Annotated in this window: 13 protein-coding genes and 1 pseudogene; 10 read left to right on the top strand and 4 right to left on the bottom strand. The window is 35.9% G+C overall.

The annotated features are described in order from the left end of the window. Positions 1-21: 21 nt before the first annotated feature. Entirely contained in the window at positions 22-1,371 is a 1,350-nt protein-coding gene (locus tag IGI67_RS05410; protein ID WP_207106727.1) for an HD domain-containing protein, read from the bottom strand. Beyond that, positions 1,361-2,170, bottom strand: coding sequence for a lipoate--protein ligase family protein (locus tag IGI67_RS05405; RefSeq protein WP_429957018.1), 810 nt, complete (start codon positions 2,168-2,170; stop codon positions 1,361-1,363). The genes IGI67_RS05410 and IGI67_RS05405 overlap by 11 nt, the downstream gene beginning before the upstream one ends. A gap of 145 nt (positions 2,171-2,315) precedes the next feature. Between IGI67_RS05405 and IGI67_RS05400 the strand changes: the two genes are divergently transcribed. The 3 genes and pseudogenes from IGI67_RS05400 (at position 2,316) to IGI67_RS05390 (ending at position 4,897) form a co-directional block, all read left to right on the top strand. Next, a complete protein-coding gene (locus tag IGI67_RS05400; RefSeq protein WP_207106729.1) occupies positions 2,316-2,750 on the top strand; it encodes a DUF1934 family protein in 435 nt (144 codons plus the stop codon). A gap of 73 nt (positions 2,751-2,823) precedes the next feature. Further along, positions 2,824-3,432 (top strand): DNA-directed RNA polymerase subunit delta, encoded by a 609-nt coding sequence (gene rpoE / locus IGI67_RS05395; RefSeq protein WP_429957017.1) that lies wholly within the window; start codon positions 2,824-2,826, stop codon positions 3,430-3,432. A 204-nt stretch (positions 3,433-3,636) separates the two neighbouring features. Beyond that, a pseudogene (locus tag IGI67_RS05390) lies at positions 3,637-4,897 on the top strand (cytochrome P450). A 287-nt stretch (positions 4,898-5,184) separates the two neighbouring features. Here IGI67_RS05390 and IGI67_RS05385 read toward each other — a convergent pair. Beyond that, on the bottom strand, positions 5,185-7,083 hold the full coding sequence (locus IGI67_RS05385) for a PfkB family carbohydrate kinase (protein WP_429957016.1): 1,899 nt from the start codon (positions 7,081-7,083) through the stop codon (positions 5,185-5,187). Between the two features lie 219 nt (positions 7,084-7,302). Here IGI67_RS05385 and IGI67_RS05380 point away from each other — a divergent pair, with 219 nt between their 5' ends. Genes IGI67_RS05380 through rbsK form a run of 7 tightly spaced genes read left to right on the top strand, consistent with a single transcriptional unit; the run spans position 7,303 to position 13,814 of the window. Further along, positions 7,303-7,929 carry an ECF transporter S component gene (locus IGI67_RS05380; protein WP_429957015.1) on the top strand — a complete coding sequence of 209 codons (627 nt, stop codon included), beginning with the start codon at positions 7,303-7,305 and terminating at the stop codon, positions 7,927-7,929. 18 nt (positions 7,930-7,947) lie between these two features. Continuing rightward, positions 7,948-8,706 carry an energy-coupling factor transporter transmembrane component T gene (locus IGI67_RS05375; RefSeq protein ID WP_429958611.1) on the top strand — a complete coding sequence of 253 codons (759 nt, stop codon included), beginning with the start codon at positions 7,948-7,950 and terminating at the stop codon, positions 8,704-8,706. A gap of 12 nt (positions 8,707-8,718) precedes the next feature. Further along, entirely contained in the window at positions 8,719-9,561 is an 843-nt protein-coding gene (locus IGI67_RS05370; protein ID WP_207106735.1) for an energy-coupling factor ABC transporter ATP-binding protein, read from the top strand. Next, complete coding sequence (locus IGI67_RS05365) at positions 9,551-10,378, top strand: energy-coupling factor ABC transporter ATP-binding protein (RefSeq protein ID WP_207106736.1); 828 nt, start codon at positions 9,551-9,553, stop codon at positions 10,376-10,378. Before IGI67_RS05370 ends, IGI67_RS05365 begins: the two co-directional genes overlap by 11 nt. Before the next feature lie 40 nt (positions 10,379-10,418). Beyond that, a complete protein-coding gene (locus IGI67_RS05360) occupies positions 10,419-11,867 on the top strand; it encodes an MFS transporter (RefSeq protein ID WP_429957014.1) in 1,449 nt (482 codons plus the stop codon). Between the two features lie 27 nt (positions 11,868-11,894). After that, positions 11,895-12,842 carry a nucleoside hydrolase gene (locus IGI67_RS05355; protein ID WP_429957013.1) on the top strand — a complete coding sequence of 316 codons (948 nt, stop codon included), beginning with the start codon at positions 11,895-11,897 and terminating at the stop codon, positions 12,840-12,842. Positions 12,843-12,896: 54 nt separating this feature from the next. Beyond that, complete coding sequence (rbsK, locus tag IGI67_RS05350) at positions 12,897-13,814, top strand: ribokinase (protein WP_429957012.1); 918 nt, start codon at positions 12,897-12,899, stop codon at positions 13,812-13,814. Positions 13,815-14,896: 1,082 nt separating this feature from the next. Here rbsK and IGI67_RS05345 read toward each other — a convergent pair. Continuing rightward, entirely contained in the window at positions 14,897-16,396 is a 1,500-nt protein-coding gene (locus IGI67_RS05345; protein ID WP_429957011.1) for a helix-turn-helix domain-containing protein, read from the bottom strand. Positions 16,397-16,645: the final 249 nt, after the last annotated feature.

Raw genomic sequence — 16,645 nt, 5'->3', positions numbered from 1 at the left:
GATTTACTCAGCTGTTCTTCTTTATTCCTCTAGTGCCCCATTACGGATATGTTTAGAAAAGGCTTGATAATAGTCATCAAACAGGTCTGAATTTTTGCTGTCCTGCTGGGTCATTTCTTTTGGATAATAAAAACGAACATCTCCTTGTCCTTGACCTGTTAGTGCGGAAACCAATTGACTGGCTTTTGACAGTTCAATCAAGGTTCCATCTTTTTGCATCAGCTCAATTTGTGTCCGATGGCTTCCTTTTTCAGGATGGTAAAGGTCATAAGGCAGATCATAGCTTGAGTTGATAGCTGTATAGTAACGAGGATTGAAGCCCGCTTTTTCTACTAAGGTTTTCATTTCGAGAAGCAATGGATTTTCGCTGGAATCAACCGTGATTGATTTTAATGGTTTGCGATTTAAAAAACGATAAGCTAAATCACTTAAGATCAAGTCTTGCTCGTCCATCCATTGAGCAAAATAGGTATTTAATACACCATCATCCAGTTTTAAATAATTCTCTAGTGAAAAATCCTGTTTTAAAAATGGAATCAAAAATTGCGAATGGAACGTGAAAATTTCCGCATCTTCCTGATACAATTCATGCGCACGATCCAGTAGATGTTCGAGCAGTACTTCCATCGCTCGAGAAACTGGATGGAAATAGACTTGAACATACATTTGATAGCGACTGACGATATAGTCCTCTACAGCGTGCATGCCATTCATAGAAAAGGCGATCCCGCCTTCATAGGGACGGATCACTCGTAAAATCCGTGTTAAATCAAAAGTACCGTATTCAGTCCCAGTGTAGTAGGCATCTCGCAACAAATAATCCATTCGATCAGCATCAATCTGACTAGAGATCATCTGAACGACTTGCGGATTTTCATAGGTTTTAGTAATTACGCTGGCTACTTTTTCAGGGAATCCCGCTTCGACATTATTTAGAATTTGGAATACTTCTGTTTCAGGTGAGGTGATAATTGCTACCGTGAGAGCCTCATGATCCGTATGAAAGATATGTTCAAATGTGTGAGAATAGGGACCATGGCCAACATCATGCAGCAATGCCGCGCATAAAGCCACTAGGCGATGAGCGTCATCCCAACCATCTTTCCCATATTTTTCCTTGGAATAATTTCGCTGGAAAATATCACAGATTCGACGTGTAATATCATAGACACCAAGAGAATGAGAAAAACGGCTGTGCTCTGCTCCGTGAAAGGTATACGAAGTAGTTCCGAGCTGTTTGATGCGCCGCAGACGCTGAACTTCTTTTGAATTAATTAAATCCAAAATAACTTGATGCTGTACGTGAATATAGTTATGAACCGGATCACGGAAAACTTTTTCCAGCGGAAGCATTTGATATTTATAAGTCATGGAAAACCTCCTGAATGATTAAATTACGCTGCTGCATGTTTTTAATGCGGCGTTGATATTCTTCTAGTTGATAGAAGTTTGCTAGAAACTCTGTTTGGTCATTATGAGGCATCGTTTGCAAAAGCTCTTTTTTTACTGCATTGATCGATACGTCATGTGAAGCGATATCATTCAAGGTTGTCATGCTAGCAGGATTAACGGGGGGATAATCTACGCCAAACTGTTCCTTCAAGCCCTTTTGATAGTAGGTACGAACAAGTTCCCCTCGAAAATTTTGATCACCATTGACGCTAAGATACATCATAATCGCTACACCGTCTTTTACGCGACGTTGGGCGATGCCAGCTATCTTTTTCCCGTTAACAGAGAGATCATATTTTCCTGGACAATAGGAATCAGAGACTTCTCCAACTTCTAACCCCAATTTTCCCCAGCTCGTTTGTGCTAACCAGTCTACCATTGCTTCGTACCCATCATCGATTGATAAGGTGGAAAGGGTGTCTTTGGGAAGAATCAACGAAACATTTAATATGCCAGAATCACTTACGACTCCTAGACCCCCTGCATTTCGCAAAAGTAAATGGTAGTTTTCTTTTCGAACGGCTTGTAATGCCTCAGCAAAATAAGTGACACGACTGTCCTTCATTCCCAGTATCAGGGTTTGCGGCAATTGCCAAAAATGAATGATCGGCTGCTGCTGCTCACCGCTAAATTCTGTCAACACATCAGTCAACGCGAAGGGGGTAAATAATTCACTTTCATTAAGCATCTCTTGGTCAAAAAGCAATGCTTCTTTCATCTAATCTTCCTCTCGTTCCTTGCTTTCTCTTCCTATTATAAACAAAAATAGGCAAAGCAAGTAATTAAGCGTCTCAAAAAAGCAGAAGTAGTTGACAAAAAAGAGAAAACCGTCAAAAATAAATAATGGAAGGAGTGGAAGCTCTGTGAATATAAATGAAGGCATTCCCGCAAAAATAAACGTTCAAACGAAGGTTACTCAAAACAATGAAACAGAGGACTTCGTATTTGATCTCCCAGGTCAAGTCGTCAAAATGGGAGATACCCTGTACATTCGCTACAAAGAAATCCAGCCAGATGGGCAAGAAGTTCCAGTCACAGTGAAGGTGACACCTGATTCACAGGTCCAACTAATTCGTTCCGGTGAAGCACGGATGCGGATGCGTTTTGCTTATCGTGAAAAACTAGAGACTAGTTATAAAACGCCATTTGGAATCTTTATGATCTCGACGTATGCGAAAAACCTCCATGTAAGTTTGAAAGATCGTCCGTTTTCAGGAATGATCACCATTGATTACGCACTTTATATGAAAGAGGAAAAAGTTGGCGACTATCATATGGTGCTAGAATTTACGACTTAAGTATAAGAAAGGTTTGCTTTTTAGCGCTTGATTTTGTATGATAAGGAGTAGACTTTGAAAGGACGTGTCATACTTGGAACTTAGTATTTTTGATGGTTTGAACAAAGATGAATTATCAATGATTGAAGTGGCACACGCAATTCTGGAAGAACGCAAAGATGTAATGGATTTTTCGGATCTAGTGAATCAAATCCAAAACTACCTTGGCAAATCAGACAGTGAGATTCGTGATGCATTAGCACAATTTTATACCGATTTGAATATTGATGGAAGTTTTATTTCTCTTGGCGATAATCGCTGGGGATTACGTTCATGGTATGCAATCGATTCAATCGATGAAGAGGTAAACCATGGCTTAGAAGATGAAGAAGAAGACAAACCACGTCGTAAGAAACGTAAGAAAGTCAATGCCTTCATTAATGATGATGAAGATGCTATCGACTACAATGACGATGATCCAGAAGATACGGATCTGCTCGCTGACGACGATGATGATGAAATCGATGATGATGACGACGACGACGATGACGACGAAATCGCAGCATACAACTCTGATTTACAAGAAATCGGTGCGGATGCGAGTGAAGATGACGAAGAGGTAGTCCCAGGCGGAATCGAAGATGATCTAAGTGTGATCGATGACGACGATGAATTTGATGAAGAAGAGGACGAAGAAGAATAGATCAGTTTGATCTATTCTTTTCTTTTGTCCTTTTTTTGTTAAGAACGCTGAATGTACAGCGATTGTTATATGGCAAATGGATGCTTAAAAAAATAAATGAATCTGTAAGGTCTATCTTAGTTTGAAATTCACAAGCGCTTCCTTTGATTCTTATCTAAAAAAAACGATAGTATGATTTTAGATAGAAATAGGAAGGGGATCACTATGAAAGAAGTACCAGAAATCAAAATCAAATTAACTCATGTACCAGAACGTTTAGAAGAGGGCTATCTGCTGTTGTCAGAATTACGCAAGGAAGCAGATGCACCAGTGGTTAAAGCCCATCTGTTGAACAAAGAAGTGATAGCCGTTTATGGGAAAGAAGCAGCTAAGAAATTCTATAATCCGCAAAATTTCAAAAGAGCGGGGGCAATGCCCAAAATTGTTTTAAAAACACTGTTTGGAGAAGACGGTGTACAAACCTTGGATGGTAAAGCACATGAGCATAGGAAATCCATTTTTATGGAGCTAATGACGCCAAAACGAATGGACGACTATCATCGAATTTTGGATAAAAATTTGACACAAAAAATGGATCAGCAGCACGGTGAGTTTGAACTGTTTGATTTATCTAAGGATGTTTTTATTCCGCTCCATTTGCGAATGGGCTGGTATTGATCTGACAGAAATGAATCAGGAGGAGATTGATCGATTAGCAGAATATCAGATTTCAATGATTAGCTCTGCTGTTACGAATCCTGCGACACATGCTAAGGGAATAGAAAATCGTAAGAAGTCAGAAAAGTGGGCGCAATCGCTGATTGAAAATGCTCGGATAAATCCGGCAGCTGAAAAAGGGGAAACCGCGCTGTACGCTTTTGCGAAGGCAACAGATGATGACGGAGAGCTTCTGCCGATTGAAGTAGCTGCGGTGGAATTGTTGAATGTGATTCGACCAACCGTTGCTTTGACTGTTTGGATCGCCTTGATGGGGCACGCTCTTTTCAGCAGACCGGATATCTATCAAAGATTGCATGCGGAGTTTAATAAACTGCAGGATTCATTTATTCAGGAAATGCGACGCTATTACCCGTTCTTCCCGATGCTTCCGGCTTTTGCGAAGCAAGACGTTGAGAGTGACGGTTACTTGATTCCTAAAGACAGCTGGGTAGTACTGGATCTTTACGGAACAAATCATGACGAGAGAACAATTGAGACACCAGAAGTTTTCCGAATCTCACGTTACCTTGGTAAGGAAAAACACATTTCCTATGAAGAGGAATATGAAATGATCGCGCAAGGCGGCGGAAAATTTGAAGCTATGCATCGTTGTGCAGGTGAGTGGATTACATTGCATACTTTACGCGTCTTTTCCGATCAGTTAGTTAATAAATATCAATTTTCTGTACCGGAACAAGATTGGGAGATTCCAATGAATCAATTTCCAACATATCCGAATAGCAAAGCAGTGCTAGTTAAGAATTAAACAAGAAAGACCTCTCTTAGTAGGGAAAACCCTATTGGAGAGGTTTTTTACTAAATTAAAAAGCAAACCAGTAAACAAAACACTGTTATCTCTATTAGTGTTAGATTGGCATCTACATAGAGTGAATAAAAACAAACTAAGATGTTCTAGCAATCAAAAGTATTCGAACATTTCAACAATCATCAATACTTCATACCATGAAAACAACAGGTAGTAATTACTGTTTACAGATATCAGGACCTAACCGATTCAGCACAGATGCAGTTTAAAATTCCTAGATTTTGAATCTAATCTTTTAACAAGAGATTGGGTTCTTTTTTTGCAATGTAACTTTCGAGAGTTGTTCGATCGACTAGAGCTGTTGTAATGCCATCGCGCGATACCAAAAAACCTGCAGCATAAATAGCGATTTGAATAGCCTTTTCTAAGCAATAGTCTCTTAATAAATATGCAGATAATGCACTAATGAATGCATCGCTTGCTCCGGTACTGTCAATTGTGGAGAAATTAGCAGCTGAGAAATATTTTTCTTGTTCAGCATTCTTTAAGAAGCAGCCTTGTTTTCCTAAAGTGACGATAACATTCTTGACACCCTTGGAAATCAAAAAGGCTGCCTTTTCTTCAATTGTTTTGTAATCTGGACATACTGAAGATAGTTCTTCCTCATTCGGAATAAAGTAATTTATTTTAGCTAAAAGTGAATCTGAAATTTTTTTTGAAGCTGACGGCTTCAATATTGTTTTAGCACCATTCTCTTTAGCTAATGTACAAGTCATTTCTACTGCATCTATTGGAATTTCGGTTTGCACGAGACAGTACTTCACATTAGAAAATAGCTCTTGCTTATTTTCTAGAATAGTAGGTGATAACGCCGCATTTGCTCCTGGCAGAATTGAAATCATGGAATCACCACTAGATTCTACAGAAATATAGGCCTGACCTGTTTCTGTATCGTCTGATCGCGTGATTCCCTCAGTATTGACGCTGTTTTTCTTAAGTTCTTGAAACATAGTGTTTGATTCACTATCGGATCCAACACAGCCAATCAAACGTACTTGGTGCCCTAGTTTTGCAGCACCTATTGCTTGATTGAGACCTTTTCCGCCCGGACGCTTGCTTAGATTAGATAAAAAATTTGTTGCACCGTTATGAGGTAGTTTTGAGGAATATAGATAAGTATCCATATTGATACTTCCAACAACAAGAATTTTAGGACGTTCATTTTCAGCAGGGAATCCAAGTGACTTTGTGTTATCCAAAACCATTTTCTCATAAAACGGTTTTGGTTCTTCATCCTTTGTAATTAAACTAATAAGTGTACGGCATACATGCTCACCAAAACCTGTGTTGTTAATTGTAATAGTAGAAAGAGCATCTTGATAGTTCTTAAATTCTAATTCTGCATTATTACGAATGGAAAGCAACGAATAATCTTTAGGTGCTTTGAGACCACTTTGCATAGTTAGATTATAGAGCTCAATAGACTTATAAAAATCAGCAGAAACGAAACCAGAGATTTGTCTATCAATAATAAAATCATTGATAGACAAATCTAATGTGTCAATAACTAGCGAATCATTAAACTTTAGATTATATTCAAAAAGGGCTTTCTTATACCCACTAAGAAAGGGATCCATATTTTTATCAGTTCCCACAATACAAGCTATTCTTTTATGCTTTCTTTCAATTAATTGTTTCGTTAAAAAATAGGCGATTTCTTCGTATGGAAGGGAGTAAGACGATTCATCTTGCAAATTTCCGAGTAATACTATTGGAATATCTAAAGCTTCAACATGCTTTAGATTTTTTAAACTGCTTTCATTTATTGGATCCCAAATTATTCCTTCTACTTGTTTTGTTCCTAAAGAAGTAATGTTTTTAAGCTCCTGTTTGTGATCTCCGAGACTATCAAAAATTATCGGACTATACCCCATCTGTTGTGCATAGTTAATGATTCCTTTTAGGGAATGTTCTACATATTTACTAGAGTTAATCAGTATACCGATTGAACCAGTGGATGTCCCGGAGTTAATGGTAGATGAATAGGGAGTGTAATTGTATTCATGAACTATTTTTAAAACTCTTTCACGAGTTTCTTTACTAATACTGGCATCCTTTTTATTCACAATTTTAGAAACCGTTGATACAGAAACCCCTGCTAATTTTGCAATATCTCTTATATTCATATACTTCTCCTTTATCCTCTTCTTCTCTCTTTCCCATCATACTCAACCTATTCAAAAAGGGTCAAGTACGTTTAGTCAAAAAGACTAAAAAAATTTTGAGCAATCGAAAAAAACATGTTGACAAAGTTAAACTGTGATGATAAATTCTAATCAAGGAAAACGTTTTCCGAAAGTGTTTTCTTAAATTGATTTTATCACATATTAAAGAGGGAAACTACAATGAAAAAACTTTTTCAAGCATTTTTCCGTAAAAATTTCTCAACGAAAGTGCTTGTATTAATACCGATAGCGGTTGGAATCAATTTGATTGGCGGCACACTTTGCTCAGCGTTAAAATTACCACTGTTTTTGGACATGATTGGTACCGTTTTAGTAGCCTGCTTAGCTGGTCCTTGGGTAGCAGCACTTTGCGGACTGATTACTAATCTATTTTTGGCAATTGTAACAAATCCAGTTTTTTTTCCATATGCACCTGTCAGTATCTTATGTGGATTAGTGACAGGATATCTAGTAAAGGCCGGTTTTTTTAAGAACATTGTCGGAGTGATATTCACGTGGATAGCTTGTACATTAACTAATTCTTTTACCTCATCTCTAATCACTATATTTGTATATGGAGGGGCAACAGGAATTAATACAAGTTCACTTGCAACAGCAGCATTAATTGCCGCTACAAAAGAAATTGTTTTTTCTGTATTTTCAACTTCATTAATAGAGAATTTAATCGATAAAGGATTAGTCTTTCTGATCGTATATTGGTTGGTTAAAAAAATACCTAAGCGTTTCTCTAGTCAATACGCTCCATTGGATAATGCTTCGTTGACAAATGGAAAAGCGGAAAATTGAAGGTGAGAATTTGTGAAGATGAATAATAGAATATATGTTTTTTTTAGAGCTTTAAATCCAATCACCAAAATATTACTAGTACTGAATTTAGGAGTAGGCTGCATAATATATCCTAGTCCATTTCTAGGATACTTCATATTAGCAATAATTTTAGTACTTGCTTGCTTTATGAAGTCAGGTAGAAAAATTGGTTTATTGATACTTGGTTTTGGAATCCCCGTTACATTTATGCTGATTTTTATTCAAGGGTTATACAGTCCAAAAAATACAACAATAATAGCTGATTTAGGGTTCGCTGAACTAGGTTTGGAAGGAACGCTATATGCATTAAAAATTTCTTCCACTTTGTTAGTTTTTCTAACAGCATTTTCGCTTTTTTTGCAAACTACTAAGAATTCGGAAACAGTAGCTGCGTTGACTCAATCTGGTCTAAACATGAAAATCGGCTACCTTATTCTAGCTAGTCTCAATGTTGTTCCACAAATGCAGAGAAAAGTAAAAATCATTCAAGAAGCACAAGAATCTCGAGGAGTCGAGGTAACAGGATCTTTTTTGCAAAGAGCGAAAGCGTTTTTACCGTTAATAGGACCAGTTGTTCTGTCTTCCCTGACCGATGCACAAGAAAGAGGCATGACCCTCGAAACAAGGGGATTTAGTATTAAGGGTATTAAGCCAACAACTTTGATTGATGTTAAACAGAGTTTAATTGATACGCTTCTAAAAGTATTATCAATCGTATTTCTACTGTTTTGTATAGTTATCCGATTTTGGAGATAGTGAGGTGAGTAGATGAATAAGATAGTCGAGACAACAAATTTTTCCTATCGATACAATGAAGCCCCAGATATGGCGCTAAAAGACATTAATTTTGATGCTCAAGCAGGAGAGTTTGTTGCGATAATAGGAGCAAACGGTGCCGGAAAATCAACTTTATGTAATGCATTAGCTGGATTAATCCCGAATTATTTTATAGGTCATACAAATGGGGAAATAAGGATAAGGGGAGAAAATATTTCAAAGCTTGGAGTGGGTGAATTATCACAAACGGTTGGATTAGTTTTTCAAAATCCGTTCAATCAACTATCCTATACAGCGGAAACAGTAAGTGAGGAGCTAGCTTTTGGTTTAGGAAATAGAGGATTAGTGAAAGAAATTATGATTGAAAAGATTAATAAGGTAGCTGAAATAGTACAGATTACTAACTTATTAAATAGAAACCCGTTAGAGCTTTCAGGGGGGCAAGTACAAAGAGTAGCCCTTGCTGCTGCAATTATTTTAGAGCCTCAAATTTTAATCTTAGATGAATGTACTACTCAACTGGATCCTGTAGGTAGTCAGCAAATTATGAAGACTGTTAAAATGCTCAATCGTGAAGGGATGACGATTATAATGGTGGATCATGACATGGAAAAAGTCGCTGACTTAGCAAATAAAGTTCTTGTTATGCATGAAGGAAGGTTAGTTTTAAATGATACACCACAAAAAATTTTTAGTAATCCCAAGCTAACGGATTATGGTGTGAAAGCACCTGATTATTATGAAATAACTAAAGATTACTCTCCTCATTCGGTTATTCTTACTGAGGAACAAGCTGTTAAAAGGTTGAAGGAGGTGTTGATGAATGAAGATTGAAGTAAAAAATCTCGTACATAAGTATCCTTCTGGTGAAGTTGCACTGAATGGTATCAGTGCTGTATTTGAAGGGACAGAACCAATTGCCATTATTGGTCAAAATGGTGCTGGAAAAACAACCTTTGTTAAGCATTTAAACGGTCTGTTACGACCGAGTGACGGTGAAGTTTTAATCAATGGTGAAAGTGTGGAGGAACACACAACAGCTTTTTGGTCACGAAAAATTGGGTACGTATTTCAAAATCCAGACAACCAGCTATTTTTGGAAAGTGTAAAAAAAGAATTTGAGTTCGGACCAAAGCAACAGGGAGTACCTAAAAAGGAAATCCGTTGGCGGTTAGAAAAAATAGCTGATTTAGTCGGTCTAACAAATAAACTTTATGTCCATCCGTTCGATTTAAATGCGACAGAAAAGAAGTTTTGTACCATCGGATCAATTCTCATGATGAATCCGGAAATGATTATATTAGATGAACCAACTTGTGGGCAAGATATTGAGGGAAATCAGCGACTGACTAAAATCATTGCTTCGTTGAAAGCAAATAATCAATTATGTCTAACAATTACTCATGATATGAAGTTTGTTGTAGAGAATTTCGATCAAATAATCGTCATGTCAAAAGGTCAGATTCTAAACAGAGAAAAGAAAGAAATCATTTTTTCTGCACCGGATGTTTTGAAAGCAAGTTATGTAAGTCCACCTCCAATTACAAGGGTAGGGCAAATATTAGATTTAGATCAGCCTGTTTTTAATCAGCAGGATTTTCACAGATACTTTGAAGAGAAGAGAGCTGACAAAAAAAGGATAAATGGGTGAAATAACCCTTTATATATATTAAGAAAGCGGGGATGAAAGTATGGATGCAACAAAAGAAAATGAGAAAATTATAGGCGTTCCGATACCAGAGGAAGGAAGTAAAGAGTTTGAAAAAATGAATCGAATGGCAAAAAAAGCCATTCCTTTGATCCTATTGATATTTACTTTTGGAATTTTGGAGCAACAAGCTTTTGGTATGATTTTTGTCAATATTGGACAACAATTAGGAGCGACAAATTTGGCACCTCTAATTACTTCAATTCCAGGAATTATTTTGGGAATTGTCTGTGTAGTTTATGGAGCACTTGGTGATTTTGTTTCATTGAAAAAAATGACATTATTTGGAGTAATTATTTTCGTTTTAGGTTCTATCATAGGATTTGGATTTGGTCCAAGCAGTATTTGGGCAGTTGTTATTGCTCGTGTTCTTCAATCAGCTGGAGGTCAGGTCGCAGGATCTGTCTTTTTGGTTTTGGTTTCAAAGTATATTGCTAAAGAAAACCGCGTGATCTATTATGGTATTTTTGTAGCTGTTTTCCGTTTTTCAGCAGCTTTAGGTGTTGTTGCTGCTGGATACATTACAAAAATTGATTGGCGTTGGTTGTTTGCTGTTCCAATTATCTCTGTTTTATTCATTCCTTCGTTAGCAAAAAATTTACCTGATGAACGTGCAGAAGGGGCTAATATTGATTGGATTGGTTTTATCTTGATTGGGGCATTCGCTGGTGCAATGACTATGTTTTTCACTGATATGAATGCATTTTGGGCTATTTCATCAGTGGTAACGTTAGTATTGTTTATCGTTTATATTAATAAAGCGAAAAATCCTTTTATCACACCTGATTTTTTGAAGAATCCTGCATTGATTGCAACGATGTCAGTCATATTTATTGGATACTTCTTTAGTTACACATTAAATGCAGGCGTTAATGCTATTGGACTAAATGTTTTTGGCATTGATTCAGCAGAAGTGTCATTGCTATTAGTTGGATCCATTTTGTTAGCAGCCGTTTTAGGGTTTGTCTGTGGTCCCGTTGTTAAAAAGATTGGACGCTCAGCTGCAATTATTATGGCTTTATCTTTTATGGGGCTAGGTTTGCTAGCAATTGCTTTTGCAATTCCTCATGGTAAAGTTTGGGCTTTGGCATTTGCTCCATGTATTTACTATTTTGGAACATCATTCTTTTACTCACCAATTGTTGATACAGCAACCCTAACAGTTACACCTGAAGAGTCTGGACGTGTATTAGGTGTAAATGATTTAGTACAAGCTATAACTGGTTCTGTAGGTGTAGCAGTATTTGGAGGTATGATGTCTTCTGGTGTTATGTCCGGAAGCAGTGTCGTTGGTTCAACAGCAGGAGCTGCTTCAACATATGCCAATATTTTCTTAATTGGCGGAATAATAGTATTGGTAGCGCTCGTAATATTCATTGTCACCAAAAAAATGATTTACACTCATGGTGAAAAAATTCAACAAAATAAATAGTAATAATAAAGCATTGGAGGATTCGAAATGGTAAAAAAAGTGATTCTAGATTGTGATCCAGGTCATGATGATGCATTAGCGTTGTTGATGGCTATTGCTTCAGATAATATTGATTTATTAGCAGTTACTACATCGGCTGGAAATCAACTTCCAGAAAAGACATACATTAATGCGAAGAGGTTATTAACACTTGCAAAAAGTGAAGGAATACCTGTTGCTAGCGGTGCAAAGAAACCGTTGCGCCGTGAATTGATTATTGCAGATGATGTTCATGGAGAATCAGGTATAGATGGTGCTGAACTGCCAGAATCTACAATCGCGGATTTGGATATTTCAGCAAACGATTTGATAGCAAAAATTTTGAGAGAGTCAGATGAAAAGGTTACTCTGATTGCTACTGGTCCATTAACAAACATTGCGATTTTCTTATTATCACACCCTGAACTAAAAGAGAAAATCGAACTGATTTCCTTTATGGGGGGAGCTTGTTTTGGTGGGAATATGACACCTCATGCTGAATTTAATATTTATGTAGATCCTGAAGCAGCAGATATCGTTGTTAAAGCAGGAGTTCCTGTAGCTATGTTTGGTTTAGATGTAACGTTAAAAGCTCAATTATTTGAAGAAGATATCAAGGAAATTCGTACTATAGGAAATCAAGTAGCCACAACAATGGCTGATCTGTTGGATTTTTTCAATCTGACAACTACACGACCATTCTGGGCTGATGAAACTCACGTTGAAGGTATCCATATGCATGATCCATGTGCTGTTGCTTATGTTATTGATCCGGATATGTTTACTGTATATCCAATGAATGTTCAAGTAGAAACTAGTGACACGTTAGCATTAGGAAGTACTGTAGTTGATTATGATGATGTCTACAAAAAAGATAAAAATGTTCAAGTTGCTTTTGAACTTGATTTAGATAAGTTCAGAAAACTGACTATGGATACGATCAAGTATTTTTCCTAAGATTTTTTAATATGGCGTACATGCAAGTGAAGACAATTGGAGAGAAGTGCAGAGATGAATAAGATTACAGTAGTAGGCAGTATTAATTTGGACACAACGATTCGAACAGAACAATTTCCAAAACCAGGTGAGACGATTCATTCAAAAGAGATATTTACGAATGGTGGTGGAAAAGGAGCCAATCAAGCCATCGCGGCTGCCAGAAGTGGTGCGCAGGTAGATTTTATAGGCGCTGTGGGAAATGATGATGGGGGAAAGATGCTTGTAGATTTACTTAAACAAGATGGAATCAATACTTCAGGAATTGACCATTTGGATAGCGTGAGAACCGGAAGCGCTTATGTAACCGTTGATGATAGTGGTGAAAATAGTATTGTAATCTATGGAGGAGCTAACCAACAAATTTCAACCGAACACATTTTAGAGAATCAAAAAGAAATCTCTTCGAGTGATTATGTAATAGCTCAATTAGAAACTAATCTAACGAGTATTGAAAGAAGTTTTGAAATTGCTCAAAAAGGAGCTGCTTTTACAATTCTTAATCCAGCTCCTGCTCCTGAGATGTTGCCCGAAAAAATTATTCAAATGACAGATATCTTGGTACCAAACGAAATAGAATTAGAAACAATAGTAGGAGTTAAAATTACTAGTGAAGATGACTTAGTTAAGGCAGCTAAAACAATTCATGAATTAGGAGTTAAGGTCCTTGTTGTCACGTTAGGAAGTAAAGGATCATTCTATTCTATCGCAGAGAAAAAAACTGGATTTGTATCTGCTTTCGAAGTTAACGCAGTGGACACAACAGCTGCAGGAGATACGTTTATTGGTGCGCTTGCATCAAAATTGACTCATGATTTAGAGAATATTGAAGAAGCAATCTCATATGCAAGTAAAGCTGCTTCACTGACTGTCCAACGGTATGGGGCCCAACCAGCTATACCATATGAAACAGAGTTAGCCGTAGAAATATAAAAAAACATATTTAAATTGAGAACGCAAATAAACACTTCCTGTTTTTCTGGAAGTGTTTATTTGTATGGTTCTCATTAATAGCTACACATCTACTTTGGATTGCTTCTAATCTATTTGGCTTACAGGTGCTAGACCGTCAGGAAACCATTTTAAAAATCAAGTAACACATAAAACAACAGTAGCTAGTTCGTTTTAAAAATCTGAGGAACAATCATATCAATTTTAAGTATTTCATCCTCTGACAAAACTTTCCCATCTTTTCTCCAAATAGAGATTTTACGTTTTTCCTTTTCAAGGGCATAATTCTCCGCCACATATTTTGCTCGCTGATTATTCAAAAAGGTCTTAATGAAAATGGCACGTAATTGATTAAGGCTCAAGCCATTTAAGAATAAACTATCAAGAAATAATACCAAATTGGAAGTTCTGGAGTTATTTTGAGATCGACAATATTTCTCAAAATCGTTTATCTTTTAGATGCCTACTGGAATAAAACTATCATAGAGAAAAAAGAGTAGTACAAAAGATTGAGTCAAATTAAATGCACTTATCGACTCACTTGATAAAGGAAATCAACAAATTGTCTGAGTTCAACATGCCATTGATGAGCCTAGTGAAAATAAACTATTGAGCTTCGGAGAGAGTGTTATTCAGTTGATTAGTATGACAGTAATTAGTCAATTGCGCTGTAGGTGAGTGGGATTACATTGCATATTTTACAAGTCTTTTCTGATCAGCTAATAAACAAATATCAATCTTTTGTTCAGAATAAGATTGGAAAATTCTAATGAATTAAATCTCAACATATCCGAAGAGCAAGGTATTGCAGATTGAGAATTAAACAAGAAAGATTTCTCCAAATTGGAGAAACCTTATTTGAGTGACCTTTTTTTGAGATTTTCAACTGCTTAGCAGTTAAGAAGGTGTAATTGAATCGAAGTAGAAAAATCTATTTCCTAAAAGCATGTACTCTAAGGAAACGAACGGTAATGATTAAATAAAAATCAATGAGCCAAACCTGTTTACATAATTAAACAGAAAGCAGTTTAGTTCAATTATCTCTCTGGTTCCCCTACAATTAACTAGACCATTTTAACATCAATCAAATTATTAAATGCTGCAGTTAGTTCTTTTAAATCATTATTGGTTAAATTGGGGCTGATATAAACAATAGGAATACCGTGGTCAGTCTGATTTTTAGGTTTCGTGCAAGTTATGATTAAATCTGGAATAATTGCTTTATCGCTACCTAATGTACTAAAAATGGACAGACGATAAAACGGGCTGAAGAGAGAGAGTAAATATGATTTCAATAATTTCTCTATTGTAATGGGCAAATCAGTTTCTAACTGTAAAATAATTTTTGGATTGAAGTCCACGGGGTCTCCCAAAAGAGTATACATCTCAACCATACGTAATAAAAGAAAATCCTGAGAAGAGCTAAAAAAATCATCTTCTCTTTGCAACCATTTTAGTCGGTTTGCCATCTCTTTTTTTAGAAAAGGGAAATTGACATCCAAATATTCCTGATAATCATAGCCAGAAATCGGTACAGTGTAGTTTGGAAATAAAATACTTCTTAGCAAGGAGCTCATAAGTAAACTGGTTGCTAATTCTTGATTTTCTATAGTGGCTTGATTGAACTCTGGAAAGCGTGAAATAATTAATCTCAATTTTTCATTTATGATAGAGTTATTTTTTTGATGAAAATATAATATTCGTGAATATATATCTTTTATTGTATAGAACCTTACGCCCGTAAGTAATAAAAGGAAAAAGTAGAGAATTTCTTCCCAAGAAAAATCATGTATTTTATTAAGCTGTTTCATAAAATTATCTCCATCAATTGGAGAGGGAGGTTCAAATACGAAGCAAACTAACTCTTCAGAAAAAACAGGAAGCATACCCATTGAAATCTTACGCCCCGTAGAATTTCTTAATATATTGATCGCCAAAATATAACTCCATTGATGAGTAATAACATCATTCACGTTTCCATATTTTGAAAATGTATGGTTAATAAAACTAGAGATTTGTTGTTCTGACAGATCATTGAACGGCCAAACAGTTCCTTTATAGATATACCAAAAAAAAATATATGTAAAAAAACGAATGGCGAGTTCTGTCCCAGATATATGAATGATCCCTTTTTTAATATGAAATGATAATTCGATAGATTTTGTATGTTTATTAAATTTTTTAAGCATTCTCCGAATAGTCATAGGGTCAGTATAGTGTTCATTAGCAAATTCATTCAAAAGAACTTCTTTTTTAAGTAGTAGTTGTTGTAGTAAATCAAATGAAAGAGATTTATGAACAATTGAGATAAGCATGGATTGATAATCTTCCTTACCGCCGTTAAAAAAATATCCTCTACCATTTTCATGTAGAATCAAATCATGAGCAGTCATTTTCTTAGCATCTTCTTTTAAAAGATCACAGTACTTGATAATGGTATTCCTACTTTTTTTACAGTATTGCTGAAGTTCCAAAGTAGTTAACCAAGATCTATTTACGAATAATGTTTGTAGAAGGGAAAGTTCTAATTGGGTTTCTGAACTAAGTAATTGATTAATAAACAAAAAAACACCTTCTTCTTTTTTATAAATAAAAGGATAAGGTATTTCTAAAGTTTATTCAATTAATTCCACACAAAACGTGGTTTTTTTTTACCCAAAACATGTTATATAAATAACTAAATAATATGATAAAGTAAAAAAAGAAAAGTAGATCAATGATTTAATATTTCTTTTTTTTAGTACAAACAAGAAATATTTGTAAAACGATCAAAAAAAACAAGGGCTATTTAAGAATAACATCGAAAATTCTAA

The organism is Enterococcus sp. AZ196, assembly GCF_050498845.1.
Lineage (GTDB): Bacteria > Bacillota > Bacilli > Lactobacillales > Enterococcaceae > Enterococcus_A > Enterococcus_A murrayae.
The sequence above is the reverse complement of the archived record's forward strand: the minus strand, read 5'-3'. Positions and strand labels throughout refer to the sequence as shown.

Bases quoted from the DNA above. Each gene is read 5' to 3' on its own strand.
- IGI67_RS05410 (WP_207106727.1), bottom strand. From the start codon at position 1,371: ATGACTTATAAATATCAAATGCTTCCGCTGGAAAAAGTTTTCCGTGAT.
- IGI67_RS05405 (WP_429957018.1), bottom strand. From the start codon at position 2,170: ATGAAAGAAGCATTGCTTTTTGACCAAGAGATGCTTAATGAAAGTGAA.
- IGI67_RS05385 (WP_429957016.1), bottom strand. From the start codon at position 7,083: ATGAATATAAGAGATATTGCAAAATTAGCAGGGGTTTCTGTATCAACG.
- IGI67_RS05380 (WP_429957015.1), top strand. From the start codon at position 7,303: ATGAAAAAACTTTTTCAAGCATTTTTCCGTAAAAATTTCTCAACGAAA.
- IGI67_RS05375 (WP_429958611.1), top strand. From the start codon at position 7,948: ATGAATAATAGAATATATGTTTTTTTTAGAGCTTTAAATCCAATCACC.
- IGI67_RS05370 (WP_207106735.1), top strand. From the start codon at position 8,719: ATGAATAAGATAGTCGAGACAACAAATTTTTCCTATCGATACAATGAA.
- IGI67_RS05365 (WP_207106736.1), top strand. From the start codon at position 9,551: ATGAAGATTGAAGTAAAAAATCTCGTACATAAGTATCCTTCTGGTGAA.
- IGI67_RS05360 (WP_429957014.1), top strand. From the start codon at position 10,419: ATGGATGCAACAAAAGAAAATGAGAAAATTATAGGCGTTCCGATACCA.
- IGI67_RS05355 (WP_429957013.1), top strand. From the start codon at position 11,895: ATGGTAAAAAAAGTGATTCTAGATTGTGATCCAGGTCATGATGATGCA.
- rbsK (WP_429957012.1), top strand. From the start codon at position 12,897: ATGAATAAGATTACAGTAGTAGGCAGTATTAATTTGGACACAACGATT.